Source organism: Thermosyntropha tengcongensis (genome assembly GCF_055381335.1).
Window position 1 is genome coordinate 2,178,889 of the sequence record NZ_AP042437.1, and the last position, 16,326, is coordinate 2,195,214.

The following is a 16,326-nucleotide window of genomic DNA, read 5'->3' on the forward strand; positions in this document are numbered from 1 at the left end:
TGATTTCTGCAAATTTTTTAAAAATCCTTCCTTATAAGCAAATTTTCTCTCGCCATCTTTTTCCTTATATCCAAATAAATAGCTCCTTCTATCCTCTTCCTGTGCATGATGCAGGATACTTCATCCGGCACTGATATGTCGCCATTGCGCCGCAAATTGTTGGCATGACAGCCGCCCCCGCAAAAATAGCGGGCCCAGCACTCCATGCATGTTTCTTTATTATTCAGGTTGTTGGAAGCAAAAATATTTCTTATTTGCTCATTTATCTCCCCGTCTTTCACATTTCCCATAAGGTAAAGATGGTTGCCTATAAACTGGTGGCAGGGATAAATATCCCCTTCCGGAGTTACCGCCAGATATTCATAGCCTGCCCCACAGCCGGTAATCCTCTTGGCCAGGCATGGTCCTTTCTGCAAATCCAGATTATAATGGAAAAATAAAATATCTCTTCCTTCTTCATGATATTTTAAGAGCAGGCGGGTTAAATTTTCATATTCCCTGAGTACATAAGGGAGGTCTTCTTTCTGGATGGCAAAAACCTCATCCTCTCCTACTGCCGGCTCCAAAGATAAGGCATCTATCCCCAAATCCACAATGTGTTTGAAGTCCTGTGCAAAATCCAGGTTTTCCCTTGTGAAAGTCCCCCGCACATAAAAGCTTGCCGGCTTCCTGTCCCGGGTCATTATTATGTGGGGGACAATAAGGTCATAAGAACCCTGCCCGTTATTCAAAACCCGGTGCCGGTCATTAACCTCCTTGCGCCCATCCAGGCTCAAAATAAGGCTTATGTCATGGCTTATAAGATAATCCAGAGCCTCCTCATCAAGAAGCAGGGCATTGGTAGTTAAAGTAAAATTAAATCTTTTGCCCCATAATTTTTCCAGCTCCCGCCCATAAGCCACAGTTTCCTTCACTACATCGAAATTGAGAAGCGGCTCTCCTCCAAAAAAGTCAACTTCCAGATTTCTTACCTCTCCGCTCTTTGCTGCCAGGAAATCCAGCGCCCTTTTTGCCGTTTCCAGGGGCATAAGCCCCGGCCGGCCGCCAAAATCACCCTGCTTGGCAAAACAATAAGTACATTTCATATTGCAGGTGTGGGCAACGTTAAGGCACAAAGCTTTTATATACATACCGGAAAAATCAAGTTCGATTTTTTGCCGGGCAGTAAAAAGGCTTTTTTCCTGTATCTTCTGTTTTACTTCTTCTTCTATCTCCCTGATGTCTTCCGGAGAGTACAAAAAAGAAAGCTCGTTTGATGTCTTCGCAAAATCCCCCTTGTTCTCAAGCAGCTTCTTTACAAAAACAAAGCCTGCATCATCCAGCAGATGTACAGCGCCGCTGTTAACATCCAGAAGTATATTCATGCCGTCAAATTGATACAGATGAACATCAGCTTCAAAACGGTAATCTTTAAGCATTTCCATATCCCTTATCTCTCCTTTTAAAATCTCCCCTGCCCCTTTAAAGGCATAAAAAAAAGGGGATTACCCCCTTTTATGTACCTTAAATATTATTTTTCATTCTTGCAAACCTGATTTCCTACTGTGCAGGAGGTCTTACATGCAGACTGGCATGAAGTTGCACATTCCCGGCAGTTTATCGCGTTTAATTCTCTTTTTAAATTAGGGTTTACCACCGTAAATATATGTTTCATATAAAATAACCTCCCTGTCCTTTATAAAAGATTCCCTTTAAAAGAATATGCTTTTGCCCTTTCTAATATCATCATCCTTATACATAATACATAAAATAATGGAGCGGGAAACGGGATTCGAACCCGCGACACCCGGCTTGGGAAGCCGGTGCTCTACCCCTGAGCTACTCCCGCATCCTTTATCCCACCAATAAATAATGGCGGAGCTGACGGGAATTGAACCCGCGATCTCCGGCGTGACAGGCCGGCATGTTAACCGCTACACCACAGCTCCGCATCACTCGCAATAGATATATTATCAAAAATATTGCCTTTTGGCAAGAGCTTTTCTGTATTTTTCATAAGCGGTCATTTTTAGCAGGCAAAAATATCTTCCCTTACAATGGTCTGATCACGCCTGGGCCCCACTGCAATCAAGGAAGCCTTTAACCCTGTTAATTCCTCTATCTTTTCTATATAAGCCTGCGCTTCTTTCGGCAGGTCTTTAAAGCTGGTTATCCCGCTTACATCTGCCTTCCATCCGGGAAGTTCGGTATACAAAGGCTCACAGTTCTGCAGGGCCTCCAGGCTGCCCGGAAATTCCTGCAAAATCTGTCCCTTATATTTGTATCCCGTGCATATTTTGAGCGTGTCAAAATCGCTCATCACATCAAGCTTTGTAACAGCTAGATCGGTAAGCCCATTTATCCTTGCCGCATAGCGGAGAATAACCGCATCCAGCCAGCCGCAGCGCCTGGGCCTTCCGGTAGTAGTCCCAAATTCATACCCCTTTTGGCGCAGGAGTTCTCCCAGCTCATCATTTAACTCCGTCGGGAAAGGCCCTTCTCCTACCCTGGTGGTATAAGCCTTGGCTATGCCTATAACCCGGTTTATAAAGGTAGGCCCGATTCCTGCTCCGGTACAGGCTCCCCCGGCAGTAGGATTGGAAGAAGTAACATAGGGATAGGTGCCGTGGTCTATATCGAGCAAAGTCCCCTGGGCTCCTTCAAACAAAACTTTTTTTCCTTCTTTTACTGCCTGGTATACTAAAAGGGAAGTGTCAGCAGCATACTTTTGAAGCCTTTCTGCCTGTCCCTTAAGCTCCTTGAGCAGAATATCAGCATCAAAACCTCTTTCACCGTATACCTTTTCCATAACCGCATTGTTATATGCTACCTGTGCCTTAAACCTTTCCCGGAAAAAAGGGCTGTCCTCGATTAAGTCTATGAGCCGGAATCCAACCCTTTTTATCTTATCCCCATAAGCAGGGCCAATGCCTCTCCTGGTAGTTCCTATCCTGCTGTGCTTATCCTCCAGTTCATCCAGCTTTTTGTGATAAGGCATCACCAGCGGTGCCCTATAGCTTACGCGCAGGTTAGAAGTATCTATCCCTCTCTTTTCCAGGCCGTCAATCTCTTCTAAAAGCTTTTCCATATCTACTACTACACCATTGCCTATAATGCAAAGGGTATCAGGATACAGAATGCCAGAAGGTATGAGGTGGAGCATAAACTTTTCCTTTCCTACTTCCACTGTATGCCCGGCATTGCTGCCGCCTTGATACCTTACGACACAATCTGCCCTCTCTGCCAAAAAATCAGTTATTTTCCCTTTTCCTTCATCACCCCATTGAGCACCTACCAACACTACTGCTGACATTCGCCCACCTCCTGGCTTAATCCTTAAAATACCAGCTCTAAAACAGCAAACTAATATTAGCAGAACAAATTTAAGGTGTCAACTTAATATGCTGTATACAAACCTATATATATTTTCTATATTTTTTTCTGTACTATTCTTTGCCCTGCCTGATAAATTTCTAAGCCCGGCTTACCTTTACCTTTATCGCTGCCTGTATGCCCGGATAAAGCTTAATCCTGACATCATATTCCCCCAGATGCTTGATAGGCTCAGCTATTTCAACTTTCTTTTTATCGATATTTACTCCTAAATCCTTAGCTATTGCTTCCGCTATCTCCTTGGGGGTTACTGCTCCAAAAAGCTTGTCATTTTCACCTGTCTTGGCTTTAATCTCTATAACCTTGCCGTCAATTTTGGCCTTCTGGCTTTCCGCCTGGGCCATTTCCTTCTTTTTCTGGTTTTCCAGGCTCTTTTTCTTTTCTTCTACCTCCTTGGCTTTGGTAGAAGTAGCTTCTACTGCCAGTCCTTTGGGAATAAGAAAATTGCGGGCATATCCGTCAGCTACTTCCTTTATGTCGCCAGCCTTCCCCAAATTTTTGACATCCTGAATGAGCACTACTTTCATTTGCCATCCTCCTTCAGTCTATTAATTTTTCGGTAATCCAGAAGGGCATCGAAAATTCCCACCAAACCGGCAAAGACCAGTATCGAAACGGAAAACAGCAGAGTTGCTATAAGCAAAAAAACTATCACCCACCTTCTGGTACTTACAGGCAGGTTCTGAATACGATAAACCAGAGCTGCTGTTCCATAATATACACTTACCGGAAACATAATAGCCAGCATATTGGAGCCTGCATAATACAGAAAAGAAGTTTCCCCGCTCCTGTCCCCTGCAAGCATAAAGGCCAATCCTAAAATAACTATCCATACCAGCTGCCAGGGCATAACCTCTTCCGCAAAAGGCTTTCTTTTTAATATTATAAGGCCTCTCCTTAAGCTCCAGATGGAGGCCAGAAGCAGGCTAAAAAACACTCCCACCGCTGCCTGCAGGTAGTAAAAGGCAGGCAAATGCCTGGCTACTATCCCGGTTATTCTCATAAATTCCTGTTCCAGTTTTTCTTTAGTTATCCCCTGACGGGCATATATCTCCGAAAAGTCACTTTCTTCATAAGCCTTTATGCTTTCGGCAAAATTCTTTGTAAACTCCTGTTCAATCTCTTTAATACCTATATCCCCGGTTGTTATATATAAAAACCCGAGAAAAGCAGATACTGACAAAACAGCCGTCAATATTCCCCATTTTTGCAGTTCATAATAGCCCCTGCCCCGGGAAGCCAGATAGGCCATTATCAAAACTGCTATACCGATAAAAGAGAGGTAAAAAGCTATATTAATAAGGCCTCCCATAAAATAAAACAGCACCATATCCGCTATAAATATTATAAACACCTGTTTTCTGCTCAGGTAAAATGCGCTCAAAATGACTACAGCTCCCCAGAGGACAGCCAGCAAGAAAACCAGCGCCGGCACTGCACTCATAACTGCTACCGGCAAAAGAGACAGCAAAAGAAACTTCCAAAAAGGGGAAAGCTTTGGCAACCCTTTCACCTTCTTTCCGTGGCAGCTCTTTAAAATAATTTTATAAAAACCTTTTAAAATGCAAAACAGCCCTCATACGAGGGCTTATTTTATTCTGCTGTAAACGGCAAAAGAGCCATAACCCTTGCTCTCTTTATAGCTCTGGTAAGCTGCCGCTGATGGCGGGCACAATTTCCATTAATCCTGCGGGGGATTATTTTGCCTCTTTCCGTAATATAGCGGCGAAGCCTGGGTACATCTTTATAATCTATAACATCAATCTTGTCAGCGCAGAAATTGCACTGACGTTTCTTTTTCCGCTTTTCCTTTTTCAAACCTTGTCCCTCCTCTTATCAAACCTAAAAAGGAACTTCATCATCTTCACTTCTGTCAACTATATCCAGATCCTCTATGCTGATTTCTTCTGCTATGTCACTCCAGGGATCATTTTCCGCAGCACGGCCAGCGTAAGCCCCTTTATCTGCACTTCCGCTCCTGGTTAAGAAACGGACATCATCAGCCACTACTTCTACCGCTTTGCGCCTTATGCCGTCACGTCCCTCATAAGTCCTGACCTGGAGCCTTCCTTCCACAGCTGCCAGCTGTCCCTTGCTCAAGTACTGGGCACAATTTTCAGCCATTCCTCTCCAGACCAGTATATCAATAAAATCAGCTTCCTCACGGTTAAACTTTCTGGCTACTGCCAGGGTAAACCGGCACACCGGCACGCCATTTGGGGTGTATCTAAGCTCGGGATCCTGTGTAAGGCGGCCTATAAGAATAACACGGTTTAGCAATTTGTACTCCCCCCAACCTGTAAGGCCCTTCTACTTCTCATCCTTGCGCAAAATCATGTGGCGCAGAACACGGTCAGACAGCTTGATAACCCTGTCCAGCTCATGGGCAACTGCCGGCTTACCTTTAAAGTTCCATACTGAGTAAATACCTTCATTGTACTTCTCAATTTCATAAGCCAGGCGCTTTCTGCCCCATCCTTCAGCCTCACCGAGGAACTCGCCGCCGAAATCAGCAATAATCTTTTTAAGCCTTTCTTTCACTTCAGCGATCTGTTCATCGGTTAAATCCGGCTTCAAGATAAACATCATTTCATATTCGCGCATCATCTCGCACCTCCTCCCTACGGTCTAACCCATAAAAACGGGTACAGGCTCCGTTAAGAAAAACGGAGCAGGGACACATATGAAAGTATATCAATATTTTACAAATGGTGCAAGTTTTTTGCCCGCATTTTTTAAAGCTTTCCTTTTATAAGGAGGCTTTCCAGCTTGCTGACCGGTTTTTCGATGATATATGTTTCATTAAATAAGGCTTTTAATACAGCAACTGGCTCATCATGGCTGCCTTCTTTAAATCCTATAATGCAAAACCTTTCATTACCCGGCATATCTTTTACCTTTACCAAATCCCCTTTGCTGAATGTATTTTTCTTTACTATTTTCATCCGCATCTGCCTCACCCTCCCAGGGACGGTTCTCTGTTTCACTTCCCCCGAAACAGAGGACGGTTCTCTGTTTCACTTCCCTTCGCTCTAATAATATTATATGAAGGCTTTAAAAGTTTGGTCATCAAGGCAGATGCATGTTATAGCCAGGTATCATGGCTGAACAGAACGTTCTTCTACCCTTATCATCTTTCTCTCAAACTCCAGGCGCGGCAGCATAACTATGCGCCCACAGCCCTGACACTTTATTTTTATATCCGCCCCCATCCTTATGACCTGCCAGTTGTAGCTTCCGCACGGATGCGGCTTTTTCATGCGCACAATATCTCCCAGCTGAAACTCCTTGCGCTGCACCTGTTTCTTAACCTCCCCCTTTTATACCTGTTTAAGGCAGCACCTTTATCCGTTCATAACCTGCACCGGTAACCTTCCCTATCTCAAAAAAAGCACATCCCCGTTTTTCCAAAGCTTCTGCCAGTTTATCCCTTTTTTCTCCCGGCACCGCTATGAGCAGACCCCCTGCAGTTTCCGGCGAAAAAAGGAGATCAGCAACTATACCGTCCACCCGGGAATCTATTTCTACCTTATCCTTCAGGTATTCCCGGTTGGTATAAGCCCCTCCGGGAATCAAACCTATTCCCGCATGCTCCAGGGTTTCCTTCATAAAACCTACTTTGCCCGCATAAACCTCTACCCTGACATCACTGCCAGAAGCCATTTCATAAAGGTGCCCTATGAGGCCAAAGCCTGTGATATCTGTAGCGGCATTAACCCCCACCTCCTGCATGGCTGCACAAGGTTCCTTATTAAGCATGGTCATCCAGTAAACCGCTTCCTCATAAGCCTCCCGGGAAGCCATTTCTGCCTTGATGGCCGTGGCAATAACCCCATTGCCCAGCGGTTTAGTCAAAAAAAGCACATCTCCCGGCCTGGCCCCCGCATTGCCGATTATACGCTCTGGATGAACCACGCCGGTAACCGAAAGGCCGTATTTAGGTTCATTATCATCCACCGTATGGCCTCCCACCAGCAAAGCGCCGGCTTCTTTTATCTTGTCGAGGCCCCCCCGCAGTATTTCCTTTAATATACCTAGATCCCCGCACTGCGGAAAACATACTATATTCATGGCTAAAAGCGGCTTTCCTCCCATGGCATAAACATCGTTTATCGCATTGGTCGCTGCTACCTGACCAAAAACATAGGGGTCATCAACCATGGGGGTAAAAAAGTCCAGCGTCTGGATAATGGCAGTATCTTCACTAATTTTAAAAACCCCGGCATCATCCCTGGTATCAAATCCTACAAGGAGGTCAGGATGATACGGCAGCTCGAAATCTCCCAAAATCTTTTCCAAGGTCCCCGGACCTATTTTGGCTGCTCAGCCTGCCGCCCTTACCATCTGGGTAAGCCTTACCTTTTCCATCTTCTCACCCCTTTCCCCGTTTTTAAGCCATGAAGGTTATTTGAATGCCTGCATAAAAGCTTTATATCCTTTGTAAGCCATATAAAGGTCGGCTTTGCTTACCACCTCAAACGGTGAATGCATGCTTAAAACAGCTACCCCGCAGTCCACGACTTCCATGCCGTAATAAGCCATATACTGGGCAACCGTTCCTCCCCCGCCTATATCTACCTTGCCCAATTCTCCCACCTGCCACAAAACCTGGTGGTCATCAAAAAGCTTTCTTATTCGGCCTAAAAATTCCGGGTTTGCATCATTAGACTCGGCTTTGCCGCGGGAACCGGTGTACTTGGTTAAAACTACGCCTCCGCCCAGAAAACTGCAGTTCATCTTTTCAAAAACTTCCGGATAGTTAGGGTCAACTGCTGCATTCACATCAGCAGAAAGGGCAAAGGAACTGGAAAGTGCTTTTCTTACGGCATAATAGCTGTCTTCCCCGGTTTTGTGCAGCAAAAAGGCAGCCAGGTTTTCTATAATAAGTGACTGCAAACCGGTATTCCCTGTGCTTCCTATTTCTTCTTTATCGACAAAAAGGCATAAAGCGGTGCGTTCAGGCTTTTCCACTTCCAAAACAGCTCTTAAAGAAGTATAGGCACTAACCCGGTCATCCTGCCCATAGCCTCCCACCATGCTCCTGTCCAGCCCCACTTCCCGGGCCTTAAAGGCAGGAACCAGCTGCAGCTCGGCACTGGTAAAATCATCTTCCTCAATATCGTACTGCGATTTTAAAATCATAAGGACATACCTTTTTATTTTCTCTTTTTCTTCCCCTTTCAGCGGCCTGCTTCCTATAAGGGCATTAAGGTCTTCCCCTTTTACTGCCTCACCCATCTTTTTCTCCATCTGTTCTTTAGCCAGGTGGGGAAGCAGGTCAGATATGGTCAAAACCGGGTCTTCTTCTCTTTCCCCTATATTTACATTTATAACCCGGCCGTCTTTTTTGACTACTACCCCGTGCAGAGCCAGAGGAATGCTCAGCCACTGGTACTTCTTTATTCCTCCATAATAGTGGGTCTTGAAAAGGGCCATGTTGTCTTCTTCGTATAAAGGCCAGGGTTTTAAGTCGATTCTCGGTGCATCAATATGGGAAACTACCATATTCATGCCTTCACTGATTGGTTTTTCCCCTATCACCAGAAGGGCAGCTATCTTATTTTTTTCCGTTAAGTAAAATTTTTGTCCCGGCTTAATAGCGTCACTGCTCTTTAAATTCTTAAACCCGGCTTTTTCCGCTTCATTAATTATAAAATCCACGGTTTCCCGTTCCGTTTTAGCCCGGTTCAAAAAATCTACATATCCTCTGCTAAACCCTTCAACAAGGCTCATTTCCCCTTCAGCGATTTTTTCCCATATAATTTTATCCTCTTTACCCATCCTTTGTCCTCCTTTAAAACAGGTTTTTGAGGGCTTCATTCTAGCCTTTTAAAAACCACCAGGTCTTAATCTCGTTTAAAACTTTAAATATAATGTTGGCAAAATAAGAATTCTCTATACCTTGCCTCAATATAAACAAACTGCTTATGCCTATGTCAGCTCCAGCATTTATAAAAGGGGTTAAAAAACTTAAAAAAACGGCCAGAATAACAAAATTTTTAGCCAGGGCCAGCAGCATCCCGGCTAACCGGTTTATTCCCGCCAAAAATCCGGCTATAAAAACTATATCCAGCTGGTTCCACAAAAAACCAGCCAGCCTGCTTAAAATTACAAAAAGGATTACAAAAGACAAAAACAAAACCAGGAAAGAAGCCAGGTAATAGGCAACATCAGCTTCTTTTCCCCCATGCCAAAAGGGCAGGCTGTCAAAAATATACATAGCAGGGATAGAAGTTAAAAAAAGCTTTTCCCTTATAAAATCAGCAATCAAGGTTATTACTCCATAGTAATCTTCCATATACAGTGCCAGATTATCATAGTAAGCCAGAGCAAGTATAATACCGGCCAAAGCCCCTACAATTCCGCCCAAAGCCCTGACAAATCCCTGACGGAAACCGGAAATTAAGCCTGAAGCCAAAAAAATAGCGATTATGTAATCCAGCAGGTTTAACTGCATAAGCTCCCCCGATGGGTGTAAAACTGCTTTTAAAATTATAACATATCCAGAGGAAAATTAACCCATAAACAGAGAAGGAGCCTAAGGCTCCTTCTATTCAAACATTCCCTCTCCCCCGTGAGTATATTTCTTTTGTTATGCCGTTCATAAAATAGCTTTATTACTAATAAGTATAAATGATGCAATAAAAAAAATAAATACCCTTTTTAAAAAAATTTTTTGCCAGGACATGGGTTCTGGTTGTTCGACTTATGTCCCGTACAGCCAGAAACAGGTGGCTGCAATAACTGGAAAATGATATAATAATCCTGCAGCAAAGCCAAGGGAGGGAAAGCCTGTGGAAATGATGGCCACTTTTAAAGATATGGCAGCCGTAACTTCATTTATGAAAAATTTCGGCATGTGGGCCCCACTCATCGCTTTTATGCTTTTTACCCTGCAGGCAGCCTTGCCTTTAGTCCCTTATATAATACTGGCTTCTGCTGGAGGCATCATTTTTGGCTTTAAGACAGGCTTTCTTCTGGCCTGGACCGGCGCCCTGGCGGGAGCATGTTTAGCCTACTGGATAAGCCGCTATGTAGCATCCGACTGGGTGATAGAGCAGATTAAAGAAAGGTTCGGCTACGACCTTACTCAAATAGATAACGGCATGGCCTTCTGGACTATTGTCTTAACCAGGCTGCTCCCGGTTTTCCCTACTCCGGTCATCAATGTGGCAGCTGGAGTAAGCGGAGTCCCCTTCTGGAATTTTTTCCTGTCCTCGGCGATTGGCAAAATTCCTACCGCTGTCCTCTATACAGGGCTCGGGATATGCCTTTTTAATACCCGGGATATAAAACTCATAATTGCTATTATGGCAGCAGTTGCAGGCCTTGCCCTGGGTGGACATTTGATAAGAAAAAGCGGGAAACTTTCTTTCATTAAATCCAGATATCCTGAATAAAATTGTTCTAAATAAAAAACCGCATCCCCTCAAAAGGCTGCGGTCTATCATTTTCTTATTCTGGCGGAAGCGTGTGAGAATCGAACTCACCTGCGCCGGGACCACCGCCGCACGACTGGATTTGAAGTCCAGGCGGCCCACCAGGACCGATCCGCTTCCGCTAAAGAGTATATAACTTTTTATTATACTTGTCAAATGCAGGTTTTACTAATTTTCAGGCCTTACTATGACTGATTCAATAGGATAGCCTTTCCTCTTTAATTCTTCAATGGCTTCTTCACAGTCTAAAGCCTCCACCCTGATGATGGCTTTATACAGATCGCGCACTTTATCATAGTAAACTACCGTATTCAGGATATTTATCTTCCTCTGGCCAAAAACAGCGGTAATATCTGCCAGGATGCCCGGCTTGTTTTCTATAAACACATCAATACGGGTATGGGGCTTGTTTACCCCCAGTATTTCAATAAAAGCGTCAAATATGTCAGTTTCTGTTATTATGCCTACCAGCTTCCCGTCTTCCACTACCGGCAAGCCGCTTATGGTATGTTCCCTCATCAGTTTGGCTGCCCTTTCAATATAGCTTTCGGCATCTACTGTAACCAGCTTCTGTTTTTTCGGCATTATATCTTTTATCGTAGTTTTGGCCAGAATATAATTCAATTCGTGAATGCTGAGGGAAGTTGCCGATGAAGGCATGGCATGGTTCAAGTCGCTTAAAGTTATTATCCCTACCAGCTTCCCATGATCCATAACCGGAAGCCTTCGTATATTATTTTCTTTCATCAAGCGGAAAGCATCATTTACCGAACTTTCCAGCTCCACCGTTATTACCCGGGTAGTCATTTTATCCCTTACTTTCACCTGCTTAAAACCCCCTTCTACCGGGACGGTTCTCTGTTTCACCAAAGGTGAAACAGAGAACCGTCCCCTGTTTCATTAGCCGCCTAGATATGCTTTCTTTACTTCTTCACTCTTCATCAGTTCTCCTGCCTGTCCGGAAAGGACTATCTCCCCGGTTTCGATTACATACGCCTTGTCGGCAATAGAAAGAGCCATATGGGCATTCTGTTCAACCAGCAGGATGGTAGTCCCCCTGCTGTTTATATCCTTTATTATTTCAAATATCTCTTTAACCAGAAGGGGAGCCAGTCCCATGGAAGGTTCATCCATGAGCAAAAGAGAAGGCCTGGCCATCAGGGCTCTTCCGATAGCCAGCATCTGCTGTTCCCCGCCGCTCAAGGTGCCAGCCAGCTGCTTTCTCCTCTCTTTCAAACGGGGGAAACGGTCAAATACCTCATCTAAATCTTTGGCTATCTCTTTTTTATCTTTTCTAAGATAGGCACCCATTTCCAGATTTTCTAAAACGGTCATGGCCGCAAAAACGCGCCTGCCTTCCGGGACCTGGGATATTCCCATAGCTACGATTTTTTCAGGGGGAACCCTGGTAATATCAGTCCCTTTGAAAGTTATGCTTCCACTTCTGGGACGCAGGAGGCCGGATATAGTTTTAAGGGTAGTCGTTTTGCCCGCACCATTGGCACCAATCAAGGTTACAATACTACCCTGCTCAACTTCCAGGGAAAGCTTTTTTAGAGCATGAATAGCCCCATAATATACATCGATTTCATTTACCTTAAGCATCTCTATACCTCCTCTCCCAGATAAGCTTCGATAACCCGCTTGTTGTTGCGAATCTCTTCCGGGTTTCCCTCGGCTATAACCTGTCCATAATCCAGGACATAAATACGTTCACACACACCCATAACCAGCGACATATCGTGCTCAATGAGCAGTATAGCCAGTTTGAATTCATCCCGCAAGCGGCGGATGAGTTCCATAAGCTCCAGGGTTTCATTGGGGTTCATGCCAGCAGCCGGCTCATCCAGTATCAAAAGGGTAGGATGAGTTGCCAGTGCTCTTGCTATTTCAAGCCTCCTCTGTTCTCCATAAGGCAGACTGGAAGCCCTTTCATATTTGCGGTGGTCAAGGTTGAAAAGCTTAAGCCATTTTAAAGCTTCTTCCTCTATTTCTTTTTCCCCTCTGTAGAATGAATTTAACCGGAAAAGAGCAGCCGGCAAACTGTAGGGAACATTTTTATGCAGCGCAATCTTGACATTTTCCAGAACGGTTAGATTGTTAAAAAGCCTTATATTCTGAAAAGTCCTGGCTATCCCTTTCTTGCATATAACATGCGGGGGAAGCCCGCCTATATTTTCCCCCTTAAAAATAATTTCCCCGCTGTCTGGCTTATATACCCCGGTTATAAGGTTAAAAACCGTAGTTTTGCCGGCACCATTAGGGCCAATAAGGCCTATAAGCTCATGCTCCCTTATTTCCAGGTTAAAATTCAAAACCGCACTAAGTCCACCAAACGACTTGCACAAATTATTTATCTTAAGCAGTGTCATTTTTTTCCACTCCAAACTTTACCCAGGATTTTGACTGACAGTTCCTTGTTTCCCATAAGCCCCTGCGGGCGGTAAATCATGACCAGTATAAGAATCAGGGCATAAATTATCATGCGTACAGCTGGAAAAGCCTGCAGGGCTGCAGTAAGCACCGTTATAAATATGGCGGCTATTACCGCTCCGGTCGTGCTGCCCAATCCGCCTAAAACTACCATTACCAGAACATCAAAAGACTTGAGAAAATTAAAAGTTTCCGGTTTTATTATATAGAAATAATGGGCATACAAAACCCCGGCCAGACCAGCAAAAAAAGCACCTATTACAAAGGCCAGCACTTTGTAGTTGGTAATATTAACTCCCATTACCTCGGAAGCTATCTCATCTTCCCTTACCGAAATTATAGCCCGGCCATAGCTGGAATTGATAAGGTTCTGAATAATAAATATGGTAATCACTACCCCGCCAAAAAGCCATCCCCAGGTAGTCAGCTTGGGAATACCTACTACTCCAGCCGGGCCGCCTACATATTCAATATTCTGCAGAATTACCCGAATTATCTCCCCAAACCCTAAAGTGGCAATGGCCAGATAATCCCCTTTAAGCCTTAAAGTAGGAACTCCGATTACAAAGCCAGCAGCAGCTGCTGCCAGGCATCCTGCTATTATTCCGGCTATAAAAGGCAGCCCCATAAACTTGGTCAAAACTACAGAAACATAAGCCCCTACCGCCATAAATCCTGCATGTCCCAGAGAAAGCTGTCCGGTAAATCCATTTATGAGATTGAGGCTGACAGCCAGAATAACATTTATACATAGAGAAGTTATAATTATCTGATAATACTGGTTAAGTACGCCTACCGCAATAAAATACTGCACCACAAGAAAAATAACGGCCAGAATCAAAACTTCCGCTGCTAATTTTCCCCATCGCGTTTCCAATACATTCATGACCATTTTCACCTACACTTTTTCACCGGTATTTTTGCCAAATATACCGGTAGGCTTAATAAGCAATATCAAAATAAGCACCCCAAAAGCTACCGCATCACGGTAAAGGCTGTTGCCATATCCGCTGACCAGGGTTTCCAGAATTCCTAAAATAAAACCTCCTACCATAGCACCAGGAATTATGCCAATACCTCCGAGCACCGCAGCTACAAAAGCCTTAAGTCCGGGGAGGATTCCCATAAGAGGATTTATAGTGTTGTAATATACCCCTATCATCACCCCCGCTGCTGCGGCCAAAGCAGAACCGATAGCAAAAGTCACGGATATGGTATTATCTACATTTATCCCCATCAATACCGCAGCATCTTTATCTTCAGATACCGCGCGCATAGCCTTGCCTGTTTTAGTATTTTTTACGATAAACTGCAGTATAATCATCAAAAGGATGGCTGAAATAAATATAAACACATCTTTGTTGGAAACCGAAATTCCCGCCAGGCTGTAATCATGTACCGGGAAAGCCCCTTTAGGGAATATTCTCTGCTGAGGAGTCAAGAAAAATATGGTCGTATATTCCAGAAACAAAGATACCCCAATAGCCGTTATCAGGGCTGCTATACGCGTTGCGCGCCTTAAAGGCTTATAGGCTACCTTTTCAATAATTACCCCCAGCAGGGCACATGCCACCATCGCAAAAACCATAGCCACTATTATATTGGTCCCCAGGATGCTCACCGAAAAAAACCCCACATAGGCACCTACCATCATAACATCGCCATGGGCAAAGTTTATAAGCTTTATTATCCCGTAAACCATGGTGTATCCCAGAGCAATAAGGGCATATATAGCTCCTAAAGATAAGCCGTTAACTATCTGCTGCACTAATTCAAGCAATTTAGCCACTTCCTCCTATTAGTGGTACCGTAAAGAGAGGGGATACCTCCCCTCTCTTGCCAACTGCCATTATTTAGGTTCAATCCTGGTGTTCATTACCTGTTTGCCATCTTTAAATTCAATAATAACCCCAGCTTTAACCGGGTTATGCTGTTTATCAATGGTCATCTTGCCGGTTACGCCTTCAAAATCTTTGATTTTGGAAAGAGCGTTCTTGATATCTTCCGGATTGGTGCTGTTAGCATCTTTTATTGCCTGAACCAGAAGCTGTACTGCATCATAAGCCAGAGCTGCAAAGGCATCCGGTTCTTTGTTGTATTTGGCCTTGTAAGCTTTTACAAATTCCTGCACTTTCGGGTTCTGGTCTTCTACAGAATAATGGTTGGTAAAGTAGGTGTTGTTGAGGTTTGCTTCCCCGGCTACTTTTACCATATCCGGAGAATCCCAGCCATCACCGCCACCAATAGCTACATTTATGCCTAACTCACGCGCCTGCTTGATAAGGGGAGCTACTTCTTCATAATAGCCGGGAACATAAATAAAATCAGGATTCAAGCTTCTTATCTTGGTTAAAGTAGCCCTGAAATCACGATCGCCTTTTATAAACCCTTCTTCCGCTACTATCTTGCCGCCTTTTTCAGTAAAGGTCTTCTTGAAGTAATCTGCAAGCCCCTTGCTGTAATCATTGGAAGCATCTTTCAAAATAGCAGCATTTCTGGCTCCCAGATTTTCATAAGCAAACTGGGCCATCAAAGTTCCCTGGAAAGGATCGATAAAGCATACGCGGAAGATGTAGTCCAGGGTTTCCCCTTTTTCATTAACCGTTACATTTACTGCTGTGGCTGCCGGAGCGATGAGAGGAATCTTGTTGTCCATCATAACCGGAGTACATCCCTGCACATTACCGCTGGTAAGCGGTCCAATCTGGGCAACAATCCCCTTGGTTACCAGATCGGCACTTACGCTCATGGCCTCATCAGCAGATGATTTGTTGTCTCTTTCAATAGCCTTAATCTTTTTCCCTAAAACGCCGCCCTGCTCATTAACCTGTTCAATAGCCAGGATTGCGCCATCGCGGGCATTAGTTCCATAACTGGCAACTGCCCCTGAGAGTTCAGCATTTATGCCTACCAGTATCTCAGAAGAAGCAGCCTCTTTCCCTCCTCCCGCTTTTCCGCCGCATCCAGCCAGCATGCCGAATACAAACAACATCATAACCAGCCAAACTACCTTCCTGCTTACTCGCATCTACCTTCCTCCTTTTTATTTTTATTTTCCATCACGGACTAAACCGTGAAACCT

General features: G+C 44.4%; 20 protein-coding genes and 3 tRNA genes. 1 reads left to right on the plus strand and 22 read right to left on the minus strand.

Translation table 11 applies throughout. The annotated features are described in order from the left end of the window. Positions 1–17: 17 nt before the first annotated feature. The 15 genes from scfB to ACZ42E_RS10645 form a co-directional block, all read right to left on the minus strand. Complete coding sequence (gene scfB, locus ACZ42E_RS10575) at positions 18–1,424, minus strand: thioether cross-link-forming SCIFF peptide maturase (RefSeq protein WP_464892284.1); 1,407 nt, start codon at positions 1,422–1,424, stop codon at positions 18–20. Between the two features lie 86 nt (positions 1,425–1,510). Continuing rightward, entirely contained in the window at positions 1,511–1,654 is a 144-nt protein-coding gene (scfA, locus tag ACZ42E_RS10580; protein WP_464892285.1) for a six-cysteine ranthipeptide SCIFF, read from the minus strand. A 99-nt stretch (positions 1,655–1,753) separates the two neighbouring features. Next, a tRNA-Gly gene (locus tag ACZ42E_RS10585) sits at positions 1,754–1,828 on the minus strand. Positions 1,829–1,852: 24 nt separating this feature from the next. Beyond that, positions 1,853–1,928 (minus strand) — tRNA-Asp (locus tag ACZ42E_RS10590). Between the two features lie 80 nt (positions 1,929–2,008). Further along, a complete protein-coding gene (locus ACZ42E_RS10595; RefSeq protein WP_464892286.1) occupies positions 2,009–3,292 on the minus strand; it encodes an adenylosuccinate synthase in 1,284 nt (427 codons plus the stop codon). Positions 3,293–3,452: 160 nt separating this feature from the next. Beyond that, a complete protein-coding gene (gene rplI, locus ACZ42E_RS10600; protein ID WP_464892287.1) occupies positions 3,453–3,899 on the minus strand; it encodes a 50S ribosomal protein L9 in 447 nt (148 codons plus the stop codon). Next, complete coding sequence (locus ACZ42E_RS10605; RefSeq protein WP_464892288.1) at positions 3,896–4,876, minus strand: DUF2232 domain-containing protein; 981 nt, start codon at positions 4,874–4,876, stop codon at positions 3,896–3,898. Before ACZ42E_RS10605 ends, rplI begins: the two co-directional genes overlap by 4 nt. 89 nt (positions 4,877–4,965) lie before the next feature. Continuing rightward, the gene (rpsR, locus tag ACZ42E_RS10610) at positions 4,966–5,190 is read right to left on the minus strand and encodes a 30S ribosomal protein S18 (protein ID WP_464892289.1); all 225 of its coding nucleotides are present in this window, start codon (positions 5,188–5,190) and stop codon (positions 4,966–4,968) included. A 24-nt stretch (positions 5,191–5,214) separates the two neighbouring features. Then, entirely contained in the window at positions 5,215–5,652 is a 438-nt protein-coding gene (locus ACZ42E_RS10615; RefSeq protein WP_464892290.1) for a single-stranded DNA-binding protein, read from the minus strand. A 30-nt stretch (positions 5,653–5,682) separates the two neighbouring features. Continuing rightward, positions 5,683–5,979 carry a 30S ribosomal protein S6 gene (gene rpsF, locus ACZ42E_RS10620; protein ID WP_464892291.1) on the minus strand — a complete coding sequence of 99 codons (297 nt, stop codon included), beginning with the start codon at positions 5,977–5,979 and terminating at the stop codon, positions 5,683–5,685. Positions 5,980–6,107: 128 nt separating this feature from the next. Next, entirely contained in the window at positions 6,108–6,323 is a 216-nt protein-coding gene (locus ACZ42E_RS10625) for a hypothetical protein (RefSeq protein WP_464892292.1), read from the minus strand. Between the two features lie 147 nt (positions 6,324–6,470). Next, positions 6,471–6,671, minus strand: coding sequence for a DUF951 domain-containing protein (locus ACZ42E_RS10630; RefSeq protein ID WP_464892293.1), 201 nt, complete (start codon positions 6,669–6,671; stop codon positions 6,471–6,473). 31 nt (positions 6,672–6,702) lie between these two features. Further along, complete coding sequence (gene selD / locus ACZ42E_RS10635; protein WP_464892294.1) at positions 6,703–7,740, minus strand: selenide, water dikinase SelD; 1,038 nt, start codon at positions 7,738–7,740, stop codon at positions 6,703–6,705. A gap of 36 nt (positions 7,741–7,776) precedes the next feature. Continuing rightward, the gene (locus ACZ42E_RS10640) at positions 7,777–9,153 is read right to left on the minus strand and encodes an aminopeptidase (protein WP_464892295.1); all 1,377 of its coding nucleotides are present in this window, start codon (positions 9,151–9,153) and stop codon (positions 7,777–7,779) included. A 40-nt stretch (positions 9,154–9,193) separates the two neighbouring features. Beyond that, positions 9,194–9,829, minus strand: a complete 636-nt coding sequence (locus tag ACZ42E_RS10645) for a CvpA family protein (RefSeq protein WP_464892296.1) — start codon at positions 9,827–9,829, stop codon at positions 9,194–9,196. A 343-nt stretch (positions 9,830–10,172) separates the two neighbouring features. On the opposite strand from ACZ42E_RS10645, the gene ACZ42E_RS10650 reads away from it, so the two are divergent. Next, positions 10,173–10,772: a TVP38/TMEM64 family protein gene (locus ACZ42E_RS10650; RefSeq protein ID WP_464893532.1), complete on the plus strand. Its 600-nt coding sequence runs from the start codon at positions 10,173–10,175 to the stop codon at positions 10,770–10,772. A 61-nt stretch (positions 10,773–10,833) separates the two neighbouring features. On the opposite strand, the gene ACZ42E_RS10655 is transcribed toward ACZ42E_RS10650, so the two are convergent. The 7 genes from ACZ42E_RS10655 to ACZ42E_RS10685 all read right to left on the minus strand — a co-directional run bounded on the left by ACZ42E_RS10655 (position 10,834) and on the right by ACZ42E_RS10685 (position 16,272). After that, a tRNA-Sec gene (locus ACZ42E_RS10655) sits at positions 10,834–10,931 on the minus strand. Positions 10,932–10,979: 48 nt separating this feature from the next. Then, the gene (locus ACZ42E_RS10660) at positions 10,980–11,636 is read right to left on the minus strand and encodes a CBS and ACT domain-containing protein (RefSeq protein ID WP_464892297.1); all 657 of its coding nucleotides are present in this window, start codon (positions 11,634–11,636) and stop codon (positions 10,980–10,982) included. 75 nt (positions 11,637–11,711) lie between these two features. Then, positions 11,712–12,416, minus strand: a complete 705-nt coding sequence (locus ACZ42E_RS10665) for an ABC transporter ATP-binding protein (protein ID WP_464892298.1) — start codon at positions 12,414–12,416, stop codon at positions 11,712–11,714. 2 nt (positions 12,417–12,418) lie between these two features. Then, positions 12,419–13,183, minus strand: a complete 765-nt coding sequence (locus ACZ42E_RS10670) for an ABC transporter ATP-binding protein (protein WP_464892299.1) — start codon at positions 13,181–13,183, stop codon at positions 12,419–12,421. After that, positions 13,180–14,130, minus strand: coding sequence for a branched-chain amino acid ABC transporter permease (locus ACZ42E_RS10675; protein WP_464892300.1), 951 nt, complete (start codon positions 14,128–14,130; stop codon positions 13,180–13,182). The genes ACZ42E_RS10670 and ACZ42E_RS10675 overlap by 4 nt, the downstream gene beginning before the upstream one ends. A 12-nt stretch (positions 14,131–14,142) precedes the next feature. Then, entirely contained in the window at positions 14,143–15,024 is an 882-nt protein-coding gene (locus ACZ42E_RS10680) for a branched-chain amino acid ABC transporter permease (RefSeq protein WP_464892301.1), read from the minus strand. A 69-nt stretch (positions 15,025–15,093) separates the two neighbouring features. Then, complete coding sequence (locus ACZ42E_RS10685) at positions 15,094–16,272, minus strand: ABC transporter substrate-binding protein (RefSeq protein ID WP_464892302.1); 1,179 nt, start codon at positions 16,270–16,272, stop codon at positions 15,094–15,096. Positions 16,273–16,326: the final 54 nt, after the last annotated feature.

Coding starts and splice junctions, on each gene's coding strand:
- scfB (WP_464892284.1), bottom strand. CDS start 1,424: ATGGAAATGCTTAAAGATTACCGTTTTGAAGCTGATGTTCATCTGTAT.
- scfA (WP_464892285.1), bottom strand. CDS start 1,654: ATGAAACATATATTTACGGTGGTAAACCCTAATTTAAAAAGAGAATTA.
- ACZ42E_RS10595 (WP_464892286.1), bottom strand. CDS start 3,292: ATGTCAGCAGTAGTGTTGGTAGGTGCTCAATGGGGTGATGAAGGAAAA.
- rplI (WP_464892287.1), bottom strand. CDS start 3,899: ATGAAAGTAGTGCTCATTCAGGATGTCAAAAATTTGGGGAAGGCTGGC.
- rpsF (WP_464892291.1), bottom strand. CDS start 5,979: ATGATGCGCGAATATGAAATGATGTTTATCTTGAAGCCGGATTTAACC.
- ACZ42E_RS10625 (WP_464892292.1), bottom strand. CDS start 6,323: ATGCGGATGAAAATAGTAAAGAAAAATACATTCAGCAAAGGGGATTTG.
- ACZ42E_RS10640 (WP_464892295.1), bottom strand. CDS start 9,153: ATGGGTAAAGAGGATAAAATTATATGGGAAAAAATCGCTGAAGGGGAA.
- ACZ42E_RS10645 (WP_464892296.1), bottom strand. CDS start 9,829: ATGCAGTTAAACCTGCTGGATTACATAATCGCTATTTTTTTGGCTTCA.
- ACZ42E_RS10650 (WP_464893532.1), top strand. CDS start 10,173: ATGATGGCCACTTTTAAAGATATGGCAGCCGTAACTTCATTTATGAAA.
- ACZ42E_RS10665 (WP_464892298.1), bottom strand. CDS start 12,416: ATGCTTAAGGTAAATGAAATCGATGTATATTATGGGGCTATTCATGCT.
- ACZ42E_RS10670 (WP_464892299.1), bottom strand. CDS start 13,183: ATGACACTGCTTAAGATAAATAATTTGTGCAAGTCGTTTGGTGGACTT.
- ACZ42E_RS10675 (WP_464892300.1), bottom strand. CDS start 14,130: ATGAATGTATTGGAAACGCGATGGGGAAAATTAGCAGCGGAAGTTTTG.
- ACZ42E_RS10685 (WP_464892302.1), bottom strand. CDS start 16,272: ATGCGAGTAAGCAGGAAGGTAGTTTGGCTGGTTATGATGTTGTTTGTA.